We start from the raw sequence: 17,219 nt of genomic DNA on the forward strand, positions 1-17,219 counted from the left end.
CCGATCCCGGCCCCCCCGGCAGCCGTTCGTCAGTACGCAGTTAGCCTGCCGGGCGGCGCGTCAGTTCCCGCCGTCGGCGTAGGGCAGCTCCACGTACGCCGTCCAGTAGCAGAGGTCGGCCCGGTGCTCGACCAGCGTGACCGGCTTGCCGCAGTGCTCGGAGATCAGCGTCGCCGCCTCGTCGAGGTCGGATACGTCCGCCTCCCAGTGGTGGTCCAGGTAGAGCTTGAGCCCTGGGTTCTCCCGGCCGAGGTCGAGGACCTCCGCTTCCTCCGGCGGCACCAGGATCACCGTGTAGCGGGCTGCCGTGTGCTCCGCCTCGCTGAGCTGTTCGGGCAGGTCCGGGCCGGGCCGGAAGCGGTCGATCACCGACGGGATCGGTCCCGGGCTGTCCGCCGGGTCGTACGCCCGCACCTTCACCAACATCACTGGCTCACCTCATTCATGCTGTGGCTTGCTGAGGAGCAACGTTGCGTACAACATGGCTACAGGGTTAGGCTCGTGTCAAGAGGTTGGGACAGGAGGATTTCGATGACCAAGCCGACGCCGCCCACAATTGCCATCCGCGGCCTCGCTGGCGAACTACGCGCGCTGCGGCAAGGTAGGAAGCTGAGTGTCCGTGGGGTGGCGGCGAGACTTGGCTGGCCGGCGTCGAAGTTGTCCAGGATGGAGACCGGCCGGCAGGGCAGCAAGCTGGAGGACGTCGCGTCCCTACTGGTCATCTACGGTGTCACCGGTGAGGAACGGCAGCGGCTGCTCGCCATGTCGGAGCGTTCCGAGCCCGGCTGGTGGGAGGTGCTGGGTGGTCTCCCGGTCGAGTCCCGGACGTTGATCCAGTTGGAGGCCGAGGCGTCGGCGATCGTCGACTTCGAGCCACTGCTTGTGCCGGGGCTGCTCCAGACCCCGGACTACACCAGGGCAGTCTTGCAAGGCTGCGGCGTTCCGGAGGCCGACGCGCAGACCAGAGTTACCGCTCGGCTTGGGCGCCAAGCCATTCTGGCGAGGTCCGAACCCCCGGCGCTGCATGCCATCCTGGACGAGTCGGCGCTGCGTCGGCCGCTCGGCGGTCCATGGGTGATGGGCCGGCAACTACGGCACCTTGTCGACGCCGCCGACCGCCCGAACGTCACCCTGCAGGTCGTGCCGTGGTCGGTTGGTGGCTACACGGGTCTGGACGGAGCATTCGCCATCTTGGACTTCCCCCGTAATCGGACGGTTGTGCACCTTGAGCACAAGATCTCCGGATTGTTCCTGGAGGAGCCCGAGCAGGTGAGCTTCTTTCGCGAGGAACTGGATAGGCTGCTCACGGTGGCGCTGAGCCCTGCCGAGTCGATCGACCTGGTGGCCCGGCTCGCGGGAGAACACGAGCGTGAGCGAGGCGAGGATGGACGCAGCCGAACTGCCTGACGGGACGTGGCGCAAGTCGAGTCAAAGCGGTTCAAACTCCAACTGCGTCGAGGTGGCTGGGCTTCCCGGGGTGGTTGGGTTCACTGACCAGGGTGTCTCTGGTGCGCTTGGCGTCGCGGTGCGGGACTCGAAGGATCCGTACGGCCCGGTGTTGTCCTTCTCCGGCGACTCCTGGACCGGCTTCGTGACCGCCCTCCGGCGCGGCGGCCCCGCCTCGGCCTGACGTGCTCCGTGCCGAGGTGAGGCTGACGCACGTTAAATCGCGAAATGAGGTGCGCCAGCCTCACCTCGACGGGCGCGATGTGGTCAGCTGGCGCGTTCGGCGATCGCGCGCCGTACCTTTTGGGCGACTTGTTCTTCTCGTCGGAGTACGTCGTCGGCCGTGAAGCGGAGCGCGATCCAGCCAGCTTCCCGCAGCGCGTTGAAGCGGTACACGTCCTTGCGGAACGCGGCCCGCTCCCGGTGATGGTCACCTTCGTACTCGATGGCGATCCGCCATTGCGGGTACGCCAGGTCGACCCGGGCGACGAACCGCCCCTTGCCCGCAGAAGGAGCCTTCACCCTGTACTGCGGAGTGGGTTTTGGCAGGCCGGCGTCGTGCAGCAGCAGGCGGAGCCGGCTCTCCATCGGTGATTCGCTCAACGGTTCCGCGAGAGCAAGAAGATCCCTGACCTGTAGCAGGCCGCGCAGCCCGGAGCGGGTGTCGATGTATGCGGCAAGGCTGTTGCGTGTGACAAGGCGGCGGTGGAGGAACGCGTCGAGGGCGCCGAGCGCAGCGGCACGCGGCAATGATCGGCCCAGATCGAACGCGGTACGGACTTCAGTGGTCAAGGGAAGCCCACTCAAGGAGGTGATGTCGTCCGGGGTGAGCGTCCGGGATGCGTACCTGATCCTGGGGTGCGGATCAGGCCGGGCGGTCTTCGGCAGCGCGACGTGCACCGGTACCACCGTCTGTCTCGGGCCGCGTAGCGGCAGAAGATCAATCCCCCAGAGAAAAGCCGCGCTGAGCTCGTGGATCGCCGCGCCGGGCGGCAGTCGTGCGGCGGCGGCTACACACCACATCCGGTGGTCCTCGGGTCGGTACGAACCTTCGTGCACGTAGACGTCGGGCAGGATGCGGCGCCAGTGCGGGCCGTTGAGCATCCGTCGGGTGATCAGGCCGGCGGCGATGGCGCGGCTGCCGGAGAACGGCTCGAAGCTCAACTCGCGGGGCACCGTGGCGGGGCGGGACATCGGACGAGCTTGCCGGGTCGTCGCCGTCGTTTTCTGCCCGGTACGCCGGTCCAGTCGCGCATCCGACGCAAGAAAACCACCGCAATAGAAACCATCGCCGGCTCCAGACGCACCCGCCGGGTACAGGAGCACTGCCGGCAGCGTGGCCTTCGTAGTTCAGCCGCGTGGGGCGTACATGATGACGGCGACGCCGATCAGGCAGATCGCCGCGCCGGTGATGTCCCAGCGGTCCGGCCGGAACCTGTCCACGACGACGCCCCAGACGAGTGAACCGGCGACGAAGACCCCACCGTAGGCGGCGAGGATCCGGCCGAAGTGCGGGTCCGGCTGCAAGGACGCCGCGAACCCGTACAGCCCGAGCGCCATCACCCCGGCGGCGATCCACAGCAGGCCGCGGTGCTCCCGCCAGCCCTGCCAGATCAGCCACGCCCCACCGATCTCGGCCAGCGCGGCGAGGACGAACAGGACCAGGGATCGCGTGACGGTCACGGCGCTGACCCTACCCAGACCTTCGCCGGCACCTGGGGGCGCCGCACCGCCGTCGTCCGCCGCATCGAGGTGAGGCTGACACACCTCAAATCGCGAAATGACGTGCGTCAGCCTCACCTCGACGGTGTGACCACTCCGCACTTTAATGACTTGCGTGTGTACGGGAACGCTTTGAGTATCGTGTCCATGACGAGCAGTGACCTGTGGGGCGAGCAGGCAGCGCAGGCGTACGACAAGGGCTCGGCCGAGATGTTCGCCCCACACGTACTTGCGCCGACGGTGAAGTTTCTGGCTCAACTGGCCGGCGCCGGTCCTGCGCTGGAGTTCGCAATCGGCACCGGTCGGGTGGCGATCCCGCTTTCCGCGAAGGGCATTCCGGTGAGCGGGATCGAGCTGTCGCAGCCGATGGTCGATCAGCTGCGCCGCAAGGTTCCGCTGGCCGAAGACCTGCCGGTCGTCGTCGGCGACATGGCGACGGCGACGGTTCCCGGGCGGTTCTCCCTGGTATACGTCGTGTACAACAGCATCGGAAACCTGCGTACGCAGGACGAGCAGGTGGAGTGCTTCCGCAACGCCGCCCGGCACCTGTCGCCCGGCGGGCGGTTCGTTGTCGAGCTGTGGGTGCCGGGCATCCGGCGCTTCCCGCCGGGGCAGTCGGCGGTGCCGTTCGAGGTGACGGATCGGCACGTCGGCTTCGACACCTTGGACATGGTTACCCAGCAGGGCACCTCGCACCACTACCGGCGGCGCGACGATGGCAGCGCCAGCTACGGCAACAGCAACTTCCGCTACATCTGGCCGGCCGAGTGCGACCTGATGGCCCGGCTCGCCGGCCTGACGCTGGAGCAGCGGGTAGCGGACTGGGACGGCTCGCCGTTCACCTCCGACAGCGAGAAACACGTCTCCGTCTGGCGCATGCCATCGACTGGCCCGGGGAGCGAGACCGATGAAAGATAGTGGGAACATCGTCGGTGAGGTGGCCGCTGACGCCGATTCCGATCGGCGTGCCGAGCTGCTGGAATCCCTTCGTGATCTACTCGACCGGCTCGACGTCGACCTCATCGAGCAGGACGAAGCCGACGACCACCAGACTCTCGCCGATGGCGGTCGGAATCCGGATGCGGACGGCGACGGTGAGCGGTTAGCGTCTGCAGACAACAGCGACGACGGAGCCGAGTAGCGGTTGCGCCCACCGGAGTGACAGAGAGCCGCCCACAGCTGAGAGGGCGGACTCCGGCCCAGCCGTGAAGACCCTCCTGAGCTGCGGGAAAGAACGGCCCGTCCGGGCTCAGTAGACTCCCGCCGACTCGCCCACGTCACGGGTAAGCGAAGGCCGCGCCACGCGTACACGACGCGGTGGCGCGGTGAAGGTGTGGTGGCACCGCGAGGATCCCGCTCGCCCACACCTCTCTGGGGACGCGTTGCGCACACCGGAGGAGGTCACCACATGCAACGCATCCTTTCCGCTCGTCTACCGGACTTCATTGGCCAGCCCGTACGGCTGGCTGGCTGGATTCACCCGGCGGCGGCTGCTGAAATCCGTCGCGTTCCTGATCCTGCGCGACGCCGCCGGGCTCGCCCAGGTCGTCGTCACCGACCCGGCGGTACGGGCACAACTCGAGCACCTGCCGGAGGAAACCGTCGTCGCTGTCGTTGGGACCGCGACCGCCCAGCCGACCGCCCCCGGTGGCGTCGAGGTCACCGGGCCGACGATCACCCCGCTCAGCGACCCGGCGGCGCCCGTACCGTTTGATCTGTATCGGCCGGACCTGCGGGCGAACCTGCCGACGATCCTGGACCACGCGCCGGTCGCACTGCGGCACCCGAAGCTGGCCGCGACGCACCGGATCGCGGCCGCCGCCGTCGCCGGCTTCCGAAAAACACTCACGACGATGGGGTTCGTCGAGATCCACACCCCGAAGATCGTCGGTACGGCGACCGAGAGCGGCGCGAACGTCTTCGCCCTGGACTACTTCGGCCGCCGGGCCTATCTTGCCCAGTCACCGCAGCTCTACAAGCAGATCATGGTGGGCGTCTTCGAGCGGGTTTTCGAGGTGGGGCCGGTGTTCCGGGCCGAGCCGAGCGACACCGCCCGGCACCTGGCCGCGTACACGTCGCTCGACGCCGAACTCGGCTTCGTCGACGACCACCGGGACGTGATCGCTGTCTGCCACGCCACGGTGGCCGGCATGCTGGCGGCGGTCACCGAGCGCGCCGGGCCGGCGCTGGAGCTGCTCGACGTACGGCTGCCGGCGTTGCCGGCCGAGCCGGTGATCGTGCACTTCGCCGACGCCCTCGACATGGTCAGCGCGGCGACCGGCCGGGACGTCACCGGCGAGCCGGACCTGGCCCCGGAGCACGAACGCTGGCTGGGGGAGTGGGCGCTGCGCGAGCACGGTAGCGACTTCGTCTTCGTCGAGGGCTACCCGACCCGGCACCGGGCGTTCTACACCCACCCGGACCCGGCCCGGCCCGGCCACTCCCGGGCCATCGACCTGATCTTCCGGGGCGTGGAGCTGGTCAGCGGCGGGCAGCGGCTGCACCGGTACGGCGACTACGTCGACGCGCTCGCCGAGCGGGGCGAGACCGACCTCACCCCGTACGCCGGTTACCTGGACGCGATGCGGTACGGCATGCCGCCGCACGGCGGCTTCGCGTTCGGGTTGGAGCGGTTCGTGGCCCGGCTGCTCGGCGTACCGAACATCCGCCAGGTCACGCTCTTCCCGCGCGACCTGCACCGCCTCGCCCCCTGACCCTCGACGGTGTCGTCCGGTGTCCCGCGACCAGCAGGGCACCGGACCACCGCCGGTCGTCAGGGTCGCCGGAGCCGGACGGCGACGAAGGACGGCGACTGGCACAGCTTGTGGTAGGCCGCCTCGTCGACATCACGGAGACTGGGCACCGGGCGCGGTTCGACGAGCCGCTCCAGGCGCAAGCCGGCGTCCAGCAGCTCGCCCAGGAACGTCTCCAGCGTCATCCGTTGATAGTGGATCGACATCTGCCCGCCGGCCAGCGAAAGGTCCACCCAGTCGTCGGCGAAGTACGAGCCGCCGAAGTGTCGCCAGTCGGCGGTCGGGTGGGTCGTGGAGACCAGCAGCCACCCGCCCGGCCGGAGCACCCGTCGTAGCTCGCCGAGTAGCTGTCGCGTAGTGCCCGGCCCCGCAGCCGACGTCGAGGATTCGCTGCCCGGCGACGTCCCCGGCGAGGGCGACCATCGCGGGCCGGTCGACGTAGGCGTTGTACGGGCTCGTGTCGGCGTGTCGGGCGAAGTGGTCGCCGAGCTCGTCGTGGTAGGCGGTGCGGGCGGGCATCCGGACAGCATCCCCGTCGTGCGCCGTCCAATGCGAACTGTTTAGCCGCGCCCGGTTGCCGGGCTCCGGGAACTCCAAGGTGCCGTCGCGGACTTGATGCCACAGGTGCATCTTGATGCACCTGTGGCATCAGGCTCGACGGGTGGACCCGACCCGAAGAGGTGACGCTACGTGAATTTCTGGAAGCTGAACGGCGATGAAGCTGCCGTCAGTCGTCGACCCAGTCGAGGGTGCGGCTGACGGCCTTGCGCCACTGGGCGTACTCCCGGTCCCGGTGCGCCGACGACATCGCCGGCCGCCAGTGCGCGTCGGCCCGCCACTGGGCGCGCAGCGTGTCCAGGTCCGGCCAGAAGCCGACCGCCAGCCCGGCCGCGTACGCCGCCCCCAGGCAGGTGGTCTCGCTGACCGCCGGGCGGACCACCGGCACGTCGAGGACGTCGGCGAGGAACTGCATCAGCAGCCCGTTGGCGGTCATCCCGCCGTCGACCCGCAGCCGGCGCAGCGCCACGTCGGAGTCGGCGTTCATCGCGTCGACCACCTCACGGGTCTGCCAAGCCGACGCTTCCAGCACCGCGCGGGCCAGGTGTCCCTTGGTGATGTAGCCGGTCAGCCCGGTGACCACGCCCCGGGCGTCGGCCCGCCAGTGCGGGGCGAACAGTCCGGAGAACGCCGGCACGATGTAGCAGCCGCCGTTGTCGTCGACGCTGCGGGCCAGCTGCTCGATCTGCGCCGCGCTGGAGATCAGCCCCAGATTGTCGCGGAGCCACTGCACCAGCGAGCCGGTCACCGCGATCGCACCTTCGAGCGCGTAGTGCGCCGGGGCGTCACCGATCTGGTAGGCCACCGTGGTCAGCAGCCCGTGTTGCGAGGTGACCGCACTCGTACCGGTGTTGAGCAGTAGGAAGCTGCCGGTGCCGTAGGTGCATTTCGCCTCGCCGGGCTGGAAGCAGGTCTGCCCGAACAGCGCCGCCTGCTGGTCACCGAGCGCACTGGCGACCGGCACGCCGGCCAGCGCACCGCCAGCCACTGAGCTGTCCGCCGTACCGTAGATCGAGGCCGACGGGACGATCTGCGGCAGCATCGCGGCCGGAATGCCCGCCGCGGACCGGATCTCCTCGTCCCAGCGCAGCGTGCGCACGTCCATCAGCAGGGTACGGCTGGCGTTGGTGACGTCGGTGACGTGCCGGCCGGTGAGCTTCCAGATCAGCCAGGACTCCATCGTGCCGAACAGCACCTCGCCGCGTTCGGCCCGCTCACGCAGCCCGTTGACGTGTTCCAGCAGCCACATCGCCTTCGGCCCGGCGAAGTACGTGGCCAGTGGCAGCCCGGTGCGTTCCCGCAGCCGCTGCTCGCCGACGGCCGCGCCGAGCCGCTGCAGCTGCGGCCCGGTGCGGGTGTCCTGCCAGACGATCGCGTGGTGCACCGGGCGGCCGGTGGCCCGGTCCCACACCACGGTGGTCTCCCGCTGGTTGGTGATGCCGATCGCGGCGAGCTGGCCGGCACCAGCGCCGGCACCAACGCCGGCATCGGCCAGTGCCTGCCGGACCACCTGCTCGACGTTGGCCCAGATTTCCTCGGCGTCGTGCTCGACCCAGCCTGGCCGGGGGAAGATCTGCCGGTGCTCCCGCTGCGCCATGGCGACGATCGCGCCGTCCGCATCGAAGACGATGCACCGCGACGAGGTGGTGCCCTGGTCGATGGCGGCGACGTACCGCCCGGCGGTGGCCACGCTGGTCTGCTCCGTCATCGGGCCAGTATGGCCGTAGCCAGGGCCGGCATGGCCGCAGACATCGGTCCCCGTCGGGTCGGCCGGCGCTGGTAGCGTGCCGCCATGGCCTGGTTCGATCTTCCCCTCGATCAGCTGCGGCGCTACCAGCCTGAGCTGTCACCCCCGGCGGATCTGCGCGAGTTCTGGGACGAGACGCTGTCCGATGCCCGGTCGATGGCGGTGCCGCCGGTGGCGACCCCGGTGGAAACCGCGCTGCGCATGATCAACACGTACGACGTCAGCTTCACCGGCTTCGCCGGCCAGGAGATCAAAGGCTGGCTCAACGTGCCGTCGGGCGCCGCCGGGCCGCTGCCGGTCGTCGTCGAGTTCATCGGGTACGGCGGCGGCCGCGGCCGCCCACACGAGTGGCTGCTGTGGGCCTCGGCCGGCTTCGCCCACCTGGTCATGGACACCCGGGGCCAGGGCGGGTCGTGGCGCGGCGGGGACACCCCGGACGCCGGGCCGGACGGGTCCGGGCCGACCACGCCGGGCTACCTGACCCGGGGTGTGCTGGACCCGGCCGGCTACTACTACCGCCGGCTGATCACCGACGCGGCCCGAGCGGTGGAGATCGCCCCTGACCTGCCCGATGTCGACCGGTCCCGGATCGCCGTGGTCGGGACCAGCCAGGGCGGCGGGTTGGCGCTGGCCGCCGCCGCGCTCGCCGGGGACCGGGTCGGCGCGGTGGTGTCCCGGGTGCCGTTCCTGTGCCAGATCCGCCGCGCCGTCACGATCACCGACGCCGACCCGTACAACGAGCTGGTCCGGTTCTGCCGGATCCAACCGGAGCGGGCCGCGGCGGCGTTCACCACGGTCGACTACGTCGACGCCGCGCACCTGGTGCCGTGGGCCACCGCCCCGGCGCTGTTCAGCGCGGCGCTGATGGATCAGACCTGCCCGCCGTCGACAGTCTTCGCCGCCCACCACGCGTACGCCGGCCCGAAGGAGATCGAGGTGTACGAGTGGGACGGGCACGAGGGTGGCCGGGCGCACTTCGACCAGCTGTCGATCGAGTTCGTGCGCAAGCAGCTCGGCTGAGCCCGGCCGAGGGTCTCGCCGACTGCGCCCGTCCGGGGCTGACCTACCATCACCTGGTGCGTGACATCGCAGTGTTCAGTGGCAGCGCCCACCCCGAGCTGGCTGCGGAGATCTGCACCCACCTCGACGTGCCGCTGCACCCGGTGCGGGTGTCCCGGTTCGCCAACGACTGCCTGGAGGTGCAGCTGCAGGCGAACTGCCGCGAACGGGACGTGTTCCTGATCCAGCCGCTGGTGCCGCCGGTGCAGGAGCACCTGGTGGAGCTGCTGCTGATGCTCGACGCCGCCCGGGGCGCCTCCGCCGGCCGGATCACCGTGGTGCTACCGCACTACGCGTACGCCCGGTCGGACAAGAAGGACGCCCCACGGATCTCGATCGGTGCCCGACTCGTCGCCGACCTGTTGGTCTCCGCCGGTGCCGACCGGGTGCTCGCGATGACGCTGCATTCCCCGCAGGTGCACGGCTTCTTCAGCGTTCCCGTCGACCACCTGCACGCGCTGCGCGAGCTCGCTGCGCACTTCCACGACCAGGACCTGACCGACACCGTGGTCGTCTCACCCGACCTGGGCAACGCCAAGGAAGCCGCCGCCTTCGCCCGGATGCTCGGTCTGCCGGTCGCGGCCGGGGCCAAGCAGCGGTTCAGCGACGACCGGGTGCAGATCAGCGCGGTGATCGGCGACGTCGTCGACCGCGACGTGATCGTCCTCGACGACGAGATCGCCAAAGGCAGCACGGTGATCGAGCTGATCGACCACCTGCGGGAGCTGAAGGTCCGGTCGATCCGCATCGCCTGCACCCACGGGCTGTTCTCCAGCGGTGCGCTGGACCGACTCAGCGACCAGGACGGCGTGCTGGAGATCGTCTGCACGAACACGGTGCCGATTCCGGCCGCCAAACGGGTGCCGAAGCTGCAGGTGCTCTCCGTCGCGCCGGCGCTGGCCGAGGCGATGCGCCGGATTCACAACGGCGAGTCGGTCAGCGCCCTGTTCGGCTGACCGGATCGTCCACCCCGGCCCCGGACGCCGCAGTCTCGGACATCCCGGCCCCGGACGCCGCAGGGCCGGACAGTCCGAGGCTGATCCGTACCGTGGTGCCCTCCGGGCCGGTGGCGACTGCCATGGTGTCGGTCAACCGCTCGGTGAGCCACAGTCCCCAGCCGCCCGCCGTGTTCGGCGCCGGGCGGTCCCGGTTGCGCAGCCGGTCGGACCCGATGCCCTGCCCGTTGTCGGCGACCTCGCAGTTCATCGACTGTGTGTCACGCCACATCCGCAGCCAGCCCTGGCCGCCGCCGTGCCGGACCGCATTGGTGATCAGCTCGTTGACGGCCAGCACGAAATCGTCGAGCCGCTGGCCGCTCATCCCGGCCGAACTGGCGCACGATGCGACGTGATGTCGCAGGTCAGTGACCTGCGACCGGTCGAAGGCCTCGCTGAGCAGATCCATCGGGTCGATAGGCACGACCGTACGCGATGACGGGGGATCTGCGTCGGTCATGGCCCATCCGGCTGCTGATCGTCAGTGCTTTCGCGGCATTCTCACCCTACGTTGACCTGTGGGGAAATGCACATCGGTCCGGGCGTGTTAGGCCGACCAGCCCTCGCCGGCCGCTCGGCTGTGTGCCATCGTCGGCGGGTGCGGCAGAGCCCCGCCCCGGTAGGCACCCTGATCGTCCCGTTGTGGCGGGCTCTCGCGGTGTTCCGGTTCACCGCCCTCGGCTATGTGCTGGTGCTGTACGCGCGCAACGCCGCCGACTACGCCCATCCGCTCGTCGCCGTCCCGGTCCTGCTCGGCATGATCGCCTGGACGGTCGCCGCCAGCTGGGCGTACGCCCGGCCCCACCTGCGTCGCTGGCCGCTGCTCGCCGCCGACCTGTTCGTCGCGTTGGTCCCGCTGCTGGTCAGCCCGTGGATCATCGGGCGGCCCGCGTTGGCCGGCGGGGTGCCGACCATCGCGGTCGCCTGGCTCGCAGGTCCGGTGCTGGCCTGGGCGGTCGCCGGTGGCCGGCGCCTCGGGGCGACCGCCGCCCTGGTGCTGACCGCCGCCGACCTCGCGGTACGGGACCGGCTCAACGAGTCGTCGGTCACTCCCGGTGTGCTGATGCTGCTGGCCGGCATCGCCGTCGGGCACGTGGCCCGGCTGATCGGCGCGGCCGAGGACCGGTTGCAGCGGGCGGTCGAGCTGGAGGCGGCGACCCGGGAGCTGGCCGCCGCGACCCGGGAGCGGGAACGGCTGGCCCGTGACATCCACGACTCGGTGCTGCAGGTGCTGGCGATGGTCGCCCGGCGCGGGGCCGACCTCGACGGCGAGGCCGGTGAGCTGGCCCGGCTCGCCGGGGAGCAGGAGGCCGCGTTGCGGGCGCTGGTCACCAGCCGGGTCACCGTACCGCCGGACAAGCCCGCCGCGACGGCGGCGGACGGGCGGACAGCGGCCGACCCGCCGGCGGCGCTCGTCGCCGGGCCGGTCGACCTGCGGTCGGTGGTCAACGGGTACGCGTCGTCGCGGGTCTCGGTCGCCACCCCGGCCGAGCCGGTGCTACTGCCCGGTCGGCTCGCCGCTGAGCTGGGTGCGGCGCTCGGTGCCGCGGTCGACAACGCGGTGCGCCACGGCGGTCCGCAGGCGCGGGTGTGGGTGCTGGTCGAAGAGGAGCCGGACGCGGTTACCGTGTCGATCCGGGACGACGGGTGCGGCATCCGACCCGGTCGGCTGGCGGAGGCGGCCGCGCAGGGTCGACTCGGGGTGAGCCAGTCGATCGAGGGGCGCGTCGCCGAGATCGGCGGCACGGTACGGATCGTCTCGGAGCCCGGCGCGGGCACCGAGATCGAGCTGCGGGTGCCGAGCCCGGACACGACGGTGGAGGAGTACGGGTGACGGCAGGTGCGCCAGCGGATGCGGTGGATCCGATCCGGGTGATGGTGGTCGACGACCATCCGATGTGGCGGGAAGGGGTGGCCCGGGACCTGACCGAGGCCGGCCACGAGGTGGTCGCCACCACCGGGGAGGGGCGCCAGGCCGTGCGGATCTGCGCGGCGGCCCGACCTCAGGTGGTGGTGCTGGATCTGCAGTTGCCCGACATCTCCGGGGTGGAGGTGATCCGCGGCATGCTGGCCGAGCAGCCCGGCGTCCGGGTGTTGATGCTGTCGGCCAGCGGAGAACAGCAGAGCGTGCTCGACGCGGTCAAGGCCGGCGCGACCGGCTACCTGCTGAAGTCGGCCGGCCCGGCGGAGTTCCTCGACGCGGTCCGGCGGACCTCGACCGGGGAGGCCGTCTTCACGCCGGGACTGGCCGGACTGGTGCTCGGCGAGTACCGCCGGCTGGCCGCCGCCGCGCGGCCCGCCGGGGACGAGCCCCGGCTCACCGACCGGGAGACCGAGGTGCTGCGGCTGGTCGCCAAAGGGTTGTCGTACAAGCAGATCGCTGGCCGGCTGGGGCTGTCCCACCGGACGGTGCAGAACCACGTGCAGAACACCCTGGGCAAGCTGCAACTGCACAACCGGGTGGAGCTCACCCGGTACGCGATCGAACGGGGCCTGGACGACTGACGGAACCGTCGCCAGCCGGCTGGCGACAGCTCCGTCAGCGCCCGATCGGGTGGTCCTCGGGCGACTCGGCCTCGTGGACCGCCAGTTCCTCGGCACTGGCCCCGCCACCGGCGGCTCCCGCGTCGGCAGCCACCGAGTCCGGTTCGTCGTCGGTGTGTGCTCCCTCGTCGGCTTCGACCAGCCGCCCCACCGTTCCGTTGTCCGCCCCACCGAGCCGACCGTGGTCGTAGAGCGAGACCGGTGAGTTCGGGTCCGAGTACGGGCCGGGGTCGAGCACGTCAGCGTCGCGTTGCGCCTGGGCGGCGGCCTGTTCGCTGTTGGCCTCGTCGCCGAGCGCCTGGTCGACCGGCCCACTGAGTGGATCGTCCACCGGCCTGCCCAGCGCCTCACGGGCGAGTTTGTAGTCCAACGACTCCCCGTCGAGCTGTTCCTGGGCGGTGTTGCCGAAGTGGTCCACCGCCACCGGCACGTCGCCCGGGATGCTCTCCGGGTCCGGACCGTCGGCCTCGCGGCCGCTGGCCACGTCGTCGTACGCGGTCGAGTCGTCGTCCGCGGTCTGCGGGATTCCTTCGGACTCCGGGTCGGAAACCGGCCGGGGGAAGTCGTCTGTACGCATGCCGTCCCATTACCCGGGTCGGTGGCGGTCACACACCTGGCCGGGGCGGGTCGGGGCGCCGGCGCGCCGGCGGCGGCGCGTCGTCACCGTCCGCGCCGGTCGGCACGGCCGGGTCGCCGACCGGTGCCGCCGGCGTCGCCGTGGTCCGACCGGCCGGCACCTGGTACGGGTGCGAGGCGGTGGTCGCAGATGATCCGCTCACCACGTCGGCGGCGAACTCCTCGTCCGCCGGCCGTCCCGGGTGGTACCCGAGGTCGGTCCCGGGCCGTTGACCGGCAGGCGCCACCGCTGGCCGTACCCGCACCGGGCCGGCGGCCGGCGGCTGGCCCATCGCGGCTCCGGCCGTCGGCTGGTCCACGGCCGGCCCCGTCGTGACGTCGGTTCCGCCGGACCTGGCCCGGCTGCCGAGCAGGTAGCCGACCGCCACCCCGGCCAGCAGCAGGGCGAGCCGGGCCGGGCCGGTCGAACTGTCGTGCCGTCCCACTGTCAGTCTCCGTCCTGTGGATGGTCCGCCGGATCGATGGCCGCCCAGACGAGTTTGCCGCCGCGCAGCGGGGTACAGCCCCACCGCCGCGCCACCGATTCGACCAGCATCATGCCCCGACCGCCCAGCGCGTTCGGTGCCACCGGGACCGGCCCGGCCGGGGTGGGCAGGCCGTCCGAGCCGTCGCGCACCGACATCCGCAGCCGGCCGTCCCGGAGGCCGATCCGCACCGACATCGGCGTGCCGGCGTGCACCATCACGTTGTTCACCAGCTCGGTGAGCGCCACGGCGGCCGGATCGGCCAGCTGCGGCAGCCCCCACCGGCGGCAGCCCTCGGCGAGCAGCGCCCGTGCGGTCCGCGCCGCTCCGACGACCGGATCCAGCTCGGCGCTCAGTGGCGCGGCCGGCGGAGCGCCGTCGACCAGCGCCGCCGCCAGGGTGGTGTCGGGCAGTACGGTCAGCCCTGCCGCAGACCAGGCCCGGCCGGTGCCGGGTGGCGCGGCGCAGCAGACGAAGCCGCCGGCCGGCCACTCGGCGACCGTACGGGCGAGCTCGCCGAGCCGCAGCAACGCGGCGGGCGCGGCGTCGCGTACTGCGGAGACGTCCACCGCGACCGGGGCCGCCCGGTCGGCCAGGCAGTCCAGCAACGCTGCTCGGACGTCGTCGACGGCGTGCCGGTCCAGCACCCCGACCAGCCGGATCACCGGATCGGTCGGGTCGCACTCCAGCACGCATCGCAGGTCGGTCGGCACGTTTCTCCTCCCGGCACCCCGTACCGGCCCGGCGACAAGGACATCGGGCCCGGTCCCATCAGGCCCGATCGTCAGCCGCCCCGACGTACCCGTTGGGCGGAAGCGGCTGCTCTGCGTCCCGGTCGCTGCCATGCGTACGGGTACCCCGATTTGGGCGTGTCATACCACCGGCGTGGTCGTCGTACTTCACCCGTGGATCTCACCCGAGGGTGGTGCTCGCCGGAACCGGAGGAATCCTCGTACCGCAGGGGTTAGAAAGAACCGCTAGCACCCGTGACGAGCAACGGAGGTGAAGATGCGCGTCGGTCTGGTGTCTGCCCACGATGGAGCTGCGATGGGTCACCCCGTACACCGTGACCTCGCACAGCGTGACCCCGGACGTCTCGACACCGCCGGGCAGCCGGTCACCGGCACCCGGCAGCACGTCGCCCGGCTCGCCACCGAACTGGCCGCTCTCGGCCACGACGTCCGGGTCTACCAGCGGCGGACCGGACCGGACGAGCCGGACGGCGAGTCGTCGTCCGGCTACCAGTTGGTCCGGGTGCCGGTCGGTCCGCCGACCAGGCTCGGCACCGCCGCACTGCTGGCCCACCTGCCGGAATTCGGGCGCTGGCTGGCGGGTCAGTGGGACGACGGGGAGTGGACGCCGGACGTGGTGCACGGGCACTTCTGGCCGGGTGGTCTCGCGGCCGCCAGCGCGGTCGGCCGCAGCCGGGTTCCGCTGGTGCAGACCTTCCACAGCATCGGTGGTCAACAGCAGCGGCAGTTGGGTCCGGGCTACCGGGGGCCGCGGCAACGGATCGCGCTCGAGCAGGCGCTGTGCCGGGTGGTCGACGCGGCCGTCGCGCAGTGCAACGAGGAGGTGGACGAACTGGCCCGGATGGGGCGGGACCGCGCGTCGGTCGCGATGATTCCCCCTGGGGTGGACACCGTTCGGTTCGCGCCGGACCCCACGCCGCCGGTCCGGCGGCGTCGCCGGCTGCTCGCCGTCGGCGACCTCACCCCCGGCTCCGGGCATGACGAGCTGATCGGCGCGCTCCGGTTGGTCGGCGACGTCGATGTGCTCATCGCCGGCGGGCCCGACCGGGCCGAGCTGGCCGGGCATCCGGAGGCGCGGCGGCTGCGGGAGGTGGCCACCCGGTACGGGGTGGCCGACCAGATCGAGCTGATCGGCGCGGTTCCGGCCGGGGAGATGCCGCAGCTGTACCGGTCGGTCGATGTGGTCGCCTGCACCAGCCGGTACGTGCCGGTGGGCACGGTGGCGTTGGAGGCGATGGCGTGCGGCGTGCCGGTGGTGGGGTACGCCCACGGCGGGGTGGCCGATTGCGTGGTGGACGCGGTGACCGGTCGGCTGGTGCCGCCTGGCGACGTCCGGGCGCTCGGCGTCGCGCTGCGGCGGCTGCTCGCCGATGAGGCCGAGCGGTTCGCGTACGGGCACGCGGCGGTCGACCGGGTCCGGTGCCGGTACGGCTGGGACCGGACCGCCGCCGCCATCGAACGGCTCTACCAGCGGGTGCTCGGGTCGCGCCACGGCGGCCCGGTGCCGGCGGGGTCGAGCGGCGTCGTCTCCGGGCAGTTGCCCGACGGCGATTCGGTCGAGCCGGTCGATGTGGAGATCGATCTGGCGGGGATCGAGGCGACCGCACCGGCGGAGGCCGCCGCCACGCCGATCCGGGCCGGCTGACCTGTGCTGTCGGTCCGGTCTGCCTGGCCCGGGCTACCGGCCCAGGCCGGCCGCGTGGTCTCGGGCGCGTGCTGGGTCGTCGCGTACCGGGTCAGACCGAGCACGGCGGCCAGCGTGATCAGGAAACCGACCGCGGCCAGCCACTCGCGTCCGGGCCAGATCTTGTCGTTGAGCAGCAGCAGGCCGACGATGGCGGCCGGGACCGCGCCCGCCGCGTCCATCGCCGCGATGGCGGCGGTGACCGAACCGCGCTGCATCGCCAGGCCGATCAGCCACTGACCGATGGCTGAGTGCACGATCAGCAGGTAGAGCAGTGGTTCGGTGACCAGGTCCCGGTAGCTGGCGGTGCCGGCGAGCGGCCGGGAGGCGACCGCGGCGGCGGAGAAAGCGAACCCGGCGAGCAGTCCGAGCAGGACGGCTGCGGCCGGGCCGTCCAGCCGGGCGGCCCCGGCACCGAGAGCGGAGATCAGCAGGCCGGCTAGGGCGATGACGGCCACCGCGCGGGGGCCGAGCGGGTGCGCCGACGCGGGTCGGGCGGCGACGACCAGCGCGGTGACTCCGACCAGCAGCAGCACCAGCAGGACCACCTCGGCGGCTGGCAGCCGCCAGCCCATGGTCAGCACCCCGAGCAGGGCGGTCACGCCGAGCGCGGCGGCCACGCTCGCCTGGACCAGGAACAGTGGCAGGTCCCGCCGGGCGAGGAAGGCCAGCACGAAGGCGAGGCACTGGCAGCCGAGGCCGATCAGGTACACCGGCTGCCGGGCGAGTCGCAGCAGCAGACCGGGGTCGAAGCAGCGGCGGACCGTGGTGCGGGCGGCGGCCACCGCCTGGAAGAGGTGTGCGACGCCGTACGTGGCGATCATCGCCGCGAGAAAACACCAACCGGTCGACGTCACCC

The 17,219-nt window shown here is 71.5% G+C and carries 18 protein-coding genes and 2 pseudogenes; 10 read left to right on the forward strand and 10 right to left on the reverse strand.

Annotated features, from left to right (window positions below; genetic code table 11):
* Nucleotides 1–60: 60 nt before the first annotated feature.
* Entirely contained in the window at nucleotides 61–426 is a 366-nt protein-coding gene (locus ACXAHD_RS06480) for a hypothetical protein (RefSeq protein WP_475049154.1), read from the reverse strand.
* Between the two features lie 105 nt (nucleotides 427–531).
* On the opposite strand from ACXAHD_RS06480, the gene ACXAHD_RS06485 reads away from it, so the two are divergent.
* Nucleotides 532–1,407: a helix-turn-helix domain-containing protein gene (locus tag ACXAHD_RS06485; protein WP_416567601.1), complete on the forward strand. Its 876-nt coding sequence runs from the start codon at nucleotides 532–534 to the stop codon at nucleotides 1,405–1,407.
* Complete coding sequence (locus ACXAHD_RS06490; protein ID WP_475049157.1) at nucleotides 1,385–1,630, forward strand: DUF397 domain-containing protein; 246 nt, start codon at nucleotides 1,385–1,387, stop codon at nucleotides 1,628–1,630. The genes ACXAHD_RS06485 and ACXAHD_RS06490 overlap by 23 nt, the downstream gene beginning before the upstream one ends.
* Nucleotides 1,631–1,713: 83 nt before the next feature.
* On the opposite strand, the gene ACXAHD_RS06495 is transcribed toward ACXAHD_RS06490, so the two are convergent.
* Both ACXAHD_RS06495 and ACXAHD_RS06500 read right to left on the reverse strand, forming a co-directional pair.
* On the reverse strand, nucleotides 1,714–2,640 hold the full coding sequence (locus ACXAHD_RS06495) for a DUF559 domain-containing protein (RefSeq protein WP_475049160.1): 927 nt from the start codon (nucleotides 2,638–2,640) through the stop codon (nucleotides 1,714–1,716).
* A gap of 156 nt (nucleotides 2,641–2,796) precedes the next feature.
* Complete coding sequence (locus ACXAHD_RS06500; RefSeq protein WP_281553472.1) at nucleotides 2,797–3,129, reverse strand: YnfA family protein; 333 nt, start codon at nucleotides 3,127–3,129, stop codon at nucleotides 2,797–2,799.
* A gap of 126 nt (nucleotides 3,130–3,255) precedes the next feature.
* Here ACXAHD_RS06500 and ACXAHD_RS06505 point away from each other — a divergent pair, with 126 nt between their 5' ends.
* The 3 genes and pseudogenes from ACXAHD_RS06505 to aspS all read left to right on the forward strand — a co-directional run bounded on the left by ACXAHD_RS06505 (nucleotide 3,256) and on the right by aspS (nucleotide 5,882).
* On the forward strand, nucleotides 3,256–4,086 hold the full coding sequence (locus ACXAHD_RS06505; protein ID WP_475049163.1) for a class I SAM-dependent DNA methyltransferase: 831 nt from the start codon (nucleotides 3,256–3,258) through the stop codon (nucleotides 4,084–4,086).
* The gene (locus ACXAHD_RS06510; protein WP_475049166.1) at nucleotides 4,076–4,309 is read left to right on the forward strand and encodes a hypothetical protein; all 234 of its coding nucleotides are present in this window, start codon (nucleotides 4,076–4,078) and stop codon (nucleotides 4,307–4,309) included. The genes ACXAHD_RS06505 and ACXAHD_RS06510 overlap by 11 nt, the downstream gene beginning before the upstream one ends.
* 267 nt (nucleotides 4,310–4,576) lie before the next feature.
* Nucleotides 4,577–5,882: pseudogene (gene aspS / locus ACXAHD_RS06515) on the forward strand (aspartate--tRNA(Asn) ligase).
* Between the two features lie 59 nt (nucleotides 5,883–5,941).
* Here aspS and ACXAHD_RS06520 read toward each other — a convergent pair.
* Together ACXAHD_RS06520 and glpK are read right to left on the reverse strand one after the other, a co-directional pair.
* The gene (locus ACXAHD_RS06520; RefSeq protein ID WP_281553476.1) at nucleotides 5,942–6,247 is read right to left on the reverse strand and encodes a hypothetical protein; all 306 of its coding nucleotides are present in this window, start codon (nucleotides 6,245–6,247) and stop codon (nucleotides 5,942–5,944) included.
* A 401-nt stretch (nucleotides 6,248–6,648) separates the two neighbouring features.
* Nucleotides 6,649–8,187 carry a glycerol kinase GlpK gene (glpK, locus tag ACXAHD_RS06525; RefSeq protein WP_475049169.1) on the reverse strand — a complete coding sequence of 513 codons (1,539 nt, stop codon included), beginning with the start codon at nucleotides 8,185–8,187 and terminating at the stop codon, nucleotides 6,649–6,651.
* Between the two features lie 84 nt (nucleotides 8,188–8,271).
* On the opposite strand from glpK, the gene ACXAHD_RS06530 reads away from it, so the two are divergent.
* Together ACXAHD_RS06530 and ACXAHD_RS06535 are read left to right on the forward strand one after the other, a co-directional pair.
* A complete protein-coding gene (locus ACXAHD_RS06530; RefSeq protein ID WP_281553479.1) occupies nucleotides 8,272–9,246 on the forward strand; it encodes an acetylxylan esterase in 975 nt (324 codons plus the stop codon).
* A gap of 56 nt (nucleotides 9,247–9,302) precedes the next feature.
* Entirely contained in the window at nucleotides 9,303–10,241 is a 939-nt protein-coding gene (locus tag ACXAHD_RS06535; protein WP_281553480.1) for a ribose-phosphate diphosphokinase, read from the forward strand.
* Here the strand turns inward: ACXAHD_RS06535 and ACXAHD_RS06540 are convergent.
* Complete coding sequence (locus ACXAHD_RS06540; RefSeq protein WP_281553481.1) at nucleotides 10,222–10,740, reverse strand: ATP-binding protein; 519 nt, start codon at nucleotides 10,738–10,740, stop codon at nucleotides 10,222–10,224. The genes ACXAHD_RS06535 and ACXAHD_RS06540 overlap by 20 nt on opposite strands.
* Nucleotides 10,741–10,878: 138 nt before the next feature.
* On the opposite strand from ACXAHD_RS06540, the gene macS reads away from it, so the two are divergent.
* Nucleotides 10,879–12,114, forward strand: coding sequence for a MacS family sensor histidine kinase (gene macS / locus ACXAHD_RS06545; RefSeq protein ID WP_281553482.1), 1,236 nt, complete (start codon nucleotides 10,879–10,881; stop codon nucleotides 12,112–12,114).
* 41 nt (nucleotides 12,115–12,155) lie between these two features.
* Entirely contained in the window at nucleotides 12,156–12,785 is a 630-nt protein-coding gene (locus ACXAHD_RS06550) for a response regulator (RefSeq protein ID WP_289213709.1), read from the forward strand.
* 34 nt (nucleotides 12,786–12,819) lie between these two features.
* On the opposite strand, the gene ACXAHD_RS06555 is transcribed toward ACXAHD_RS06550, so the two are convergent.
* From ACXAHD_RS06555 to ACXAHD_RS06565, 3 genes are read right to left on the reverse strand one after another with little or no spacing between them, the layout of a single operon-like run.
* Nucleotides 12,820–13,401 (reverse strand): DUF5709 domain-containing protein, encoded by a 582-nt coding sequence (locus tag ACXAHD_RS06555; protein ID WP_281553483.1) that lies wholly within the window; start codon nucleotides 13,399–13,401, stop codon nucleotides 12,820–12,822.
* A gap of 28 nt (nucleotides 13,402–13,429) precedes the next feature.
* Nucleotides 13,430–13,885 carry a hypothetical protein gene (locus ACXAHD_RS06560; RefSeq protein WP_281553484.1) on the reverse strand — a complete coding sequence of 152 codons (456 nt, stop codon included), beginning with the start codon at nucleotides 13,883–13,885 and terminating at the stop codon, nucleotides 13,430–13,432.
* Between the two features lie 2 nt (nucleotides 13,886–13,887).
* On the reverse strand, nucleotides 13,888–14,637 hold the full coding sequence (locus tag ACXAHD_RS06565; RefSeq protein ID WP_475049175.1) for an ATP-binding protein: 750 nt from the start codon (nucleotides 14,635–14,637) through the stop codon (nucleotides 13,888–13,890).
* A gap of 295 nt (nucleotides 14,638–14,932) precedes the next feature.
* Here ACXAHD_RS06565 and ACXAHD_RS06570 point away from each other — a divergent pair.
* Nucleotides 14,933–16,165 (forward strand): annotated as a pseudogene (locus ACXAHD_RS06570) (glycosyltransferase); the annotation flags it as partial.
* On the opposite strand, the gene ACXAHD_RS06575 reads toward ACXAHD_RS06570, so the two are convergent.
* Entirely contained in the window at nucleotides 16,141–17,184 is a 1,044-nt protein-coding gene (locus ACXAHD_RS06575; RefSeq protein ID WP_475049187.1) for a hypothetical protein, read from the reverse strand. The pseudogene ACXAHD_RS06570 and the gene ACXAHD_RS06575 sit on opposite strands and share 25 nt — an antisense overlap.
* Between the last annotated feature and the right edge of the window lie 35 nt (nucleotides 17,185–17,219).

The organism is Micromonospora sp. ABR4_055, from assembly GCF_056160425.1.

Bases quoted from the DNA above. Each gene is read 5' to 3' on its own strand.
- ACXAHD_RS06480 (WP_475049154.1), bottom strand. From the start codon at position 426: ATGTTGGTGAAGGTGCGGGCGTACGACCCGGCGGACAGCCCGGGACCG.
- ACXAHD_RS06485 (WP_416567601.1), top strand. From the start codon at position 532: ATGACCAAGCCGACGCCGCCCACAATTGCCATCCGCGGCCTCGCTGGC.
- ACXAHD_RS06490 (WP_475049157.1), top strand. From the start codon at position 1,385: ATGGACGCAGCCGAACTGCCTGACGGGACGTGGCGCAAGTCGAGTCAA.
- ACXAHD_RS06495 (WP_475049160.1), bottom strand. From the start codon at position 2,640: ATGTCCCGCCCCGCCACGGTGCCCCGCGAGTTGAGCTTCGAGCCGTTC.
- ACXAHD_RS06510 (WP_475049166.1), top strand. From the start codon at position 4,076: ATGAAAGATAGTGGGAACATCGTCGGTGAGGTGGCCGCTGACGCCGAT.
- glpK (WP_475049169.1), bottom strand. From the start codon at position 8,187: ATGACGGAGCAGACCAGCGTGGCCACCGCCGGGCGGTACGTCGCCGCC.
- ACXAHD_RS06530 (WP_281553479.1), top strand. From the start codon at position 8,272: ATGGCCTGGTTCGATCTTCCCCTCGATCAGCTGCGGCGCTACCAGCCT.
- ACXAHD_RS06540 (WP_281553481.1), bottom strand. From the start codon at position 10,740: ATGACCGACGCAGATCCCCCGTCATCGCGTACGGTCGTGCCTATCGAC.
- ACXAHD_RS06550 (WP_289213709.1), top strand. From the start codon at position 12,156: ATGGTGGTCGACGACCATCCGATGTGGCGGGAAGGGGTGGCCCGGGAC.
- ACXAHD_RS06555 (WP_281553483.1), bottom strand. From the start codon at position 13,401: ATGCGTACAGACGACTTCCCCCGGCCGGTTTCCGACCCGGAGTCCGAA.
- ACXAHD_RS06575 (WP_475049187.1), bottom strand. From the start codon at position 17,184: ATGATCGCCACGTACGGCGTCGCACACCTCTTCCAGGCGGTGGCCGCC.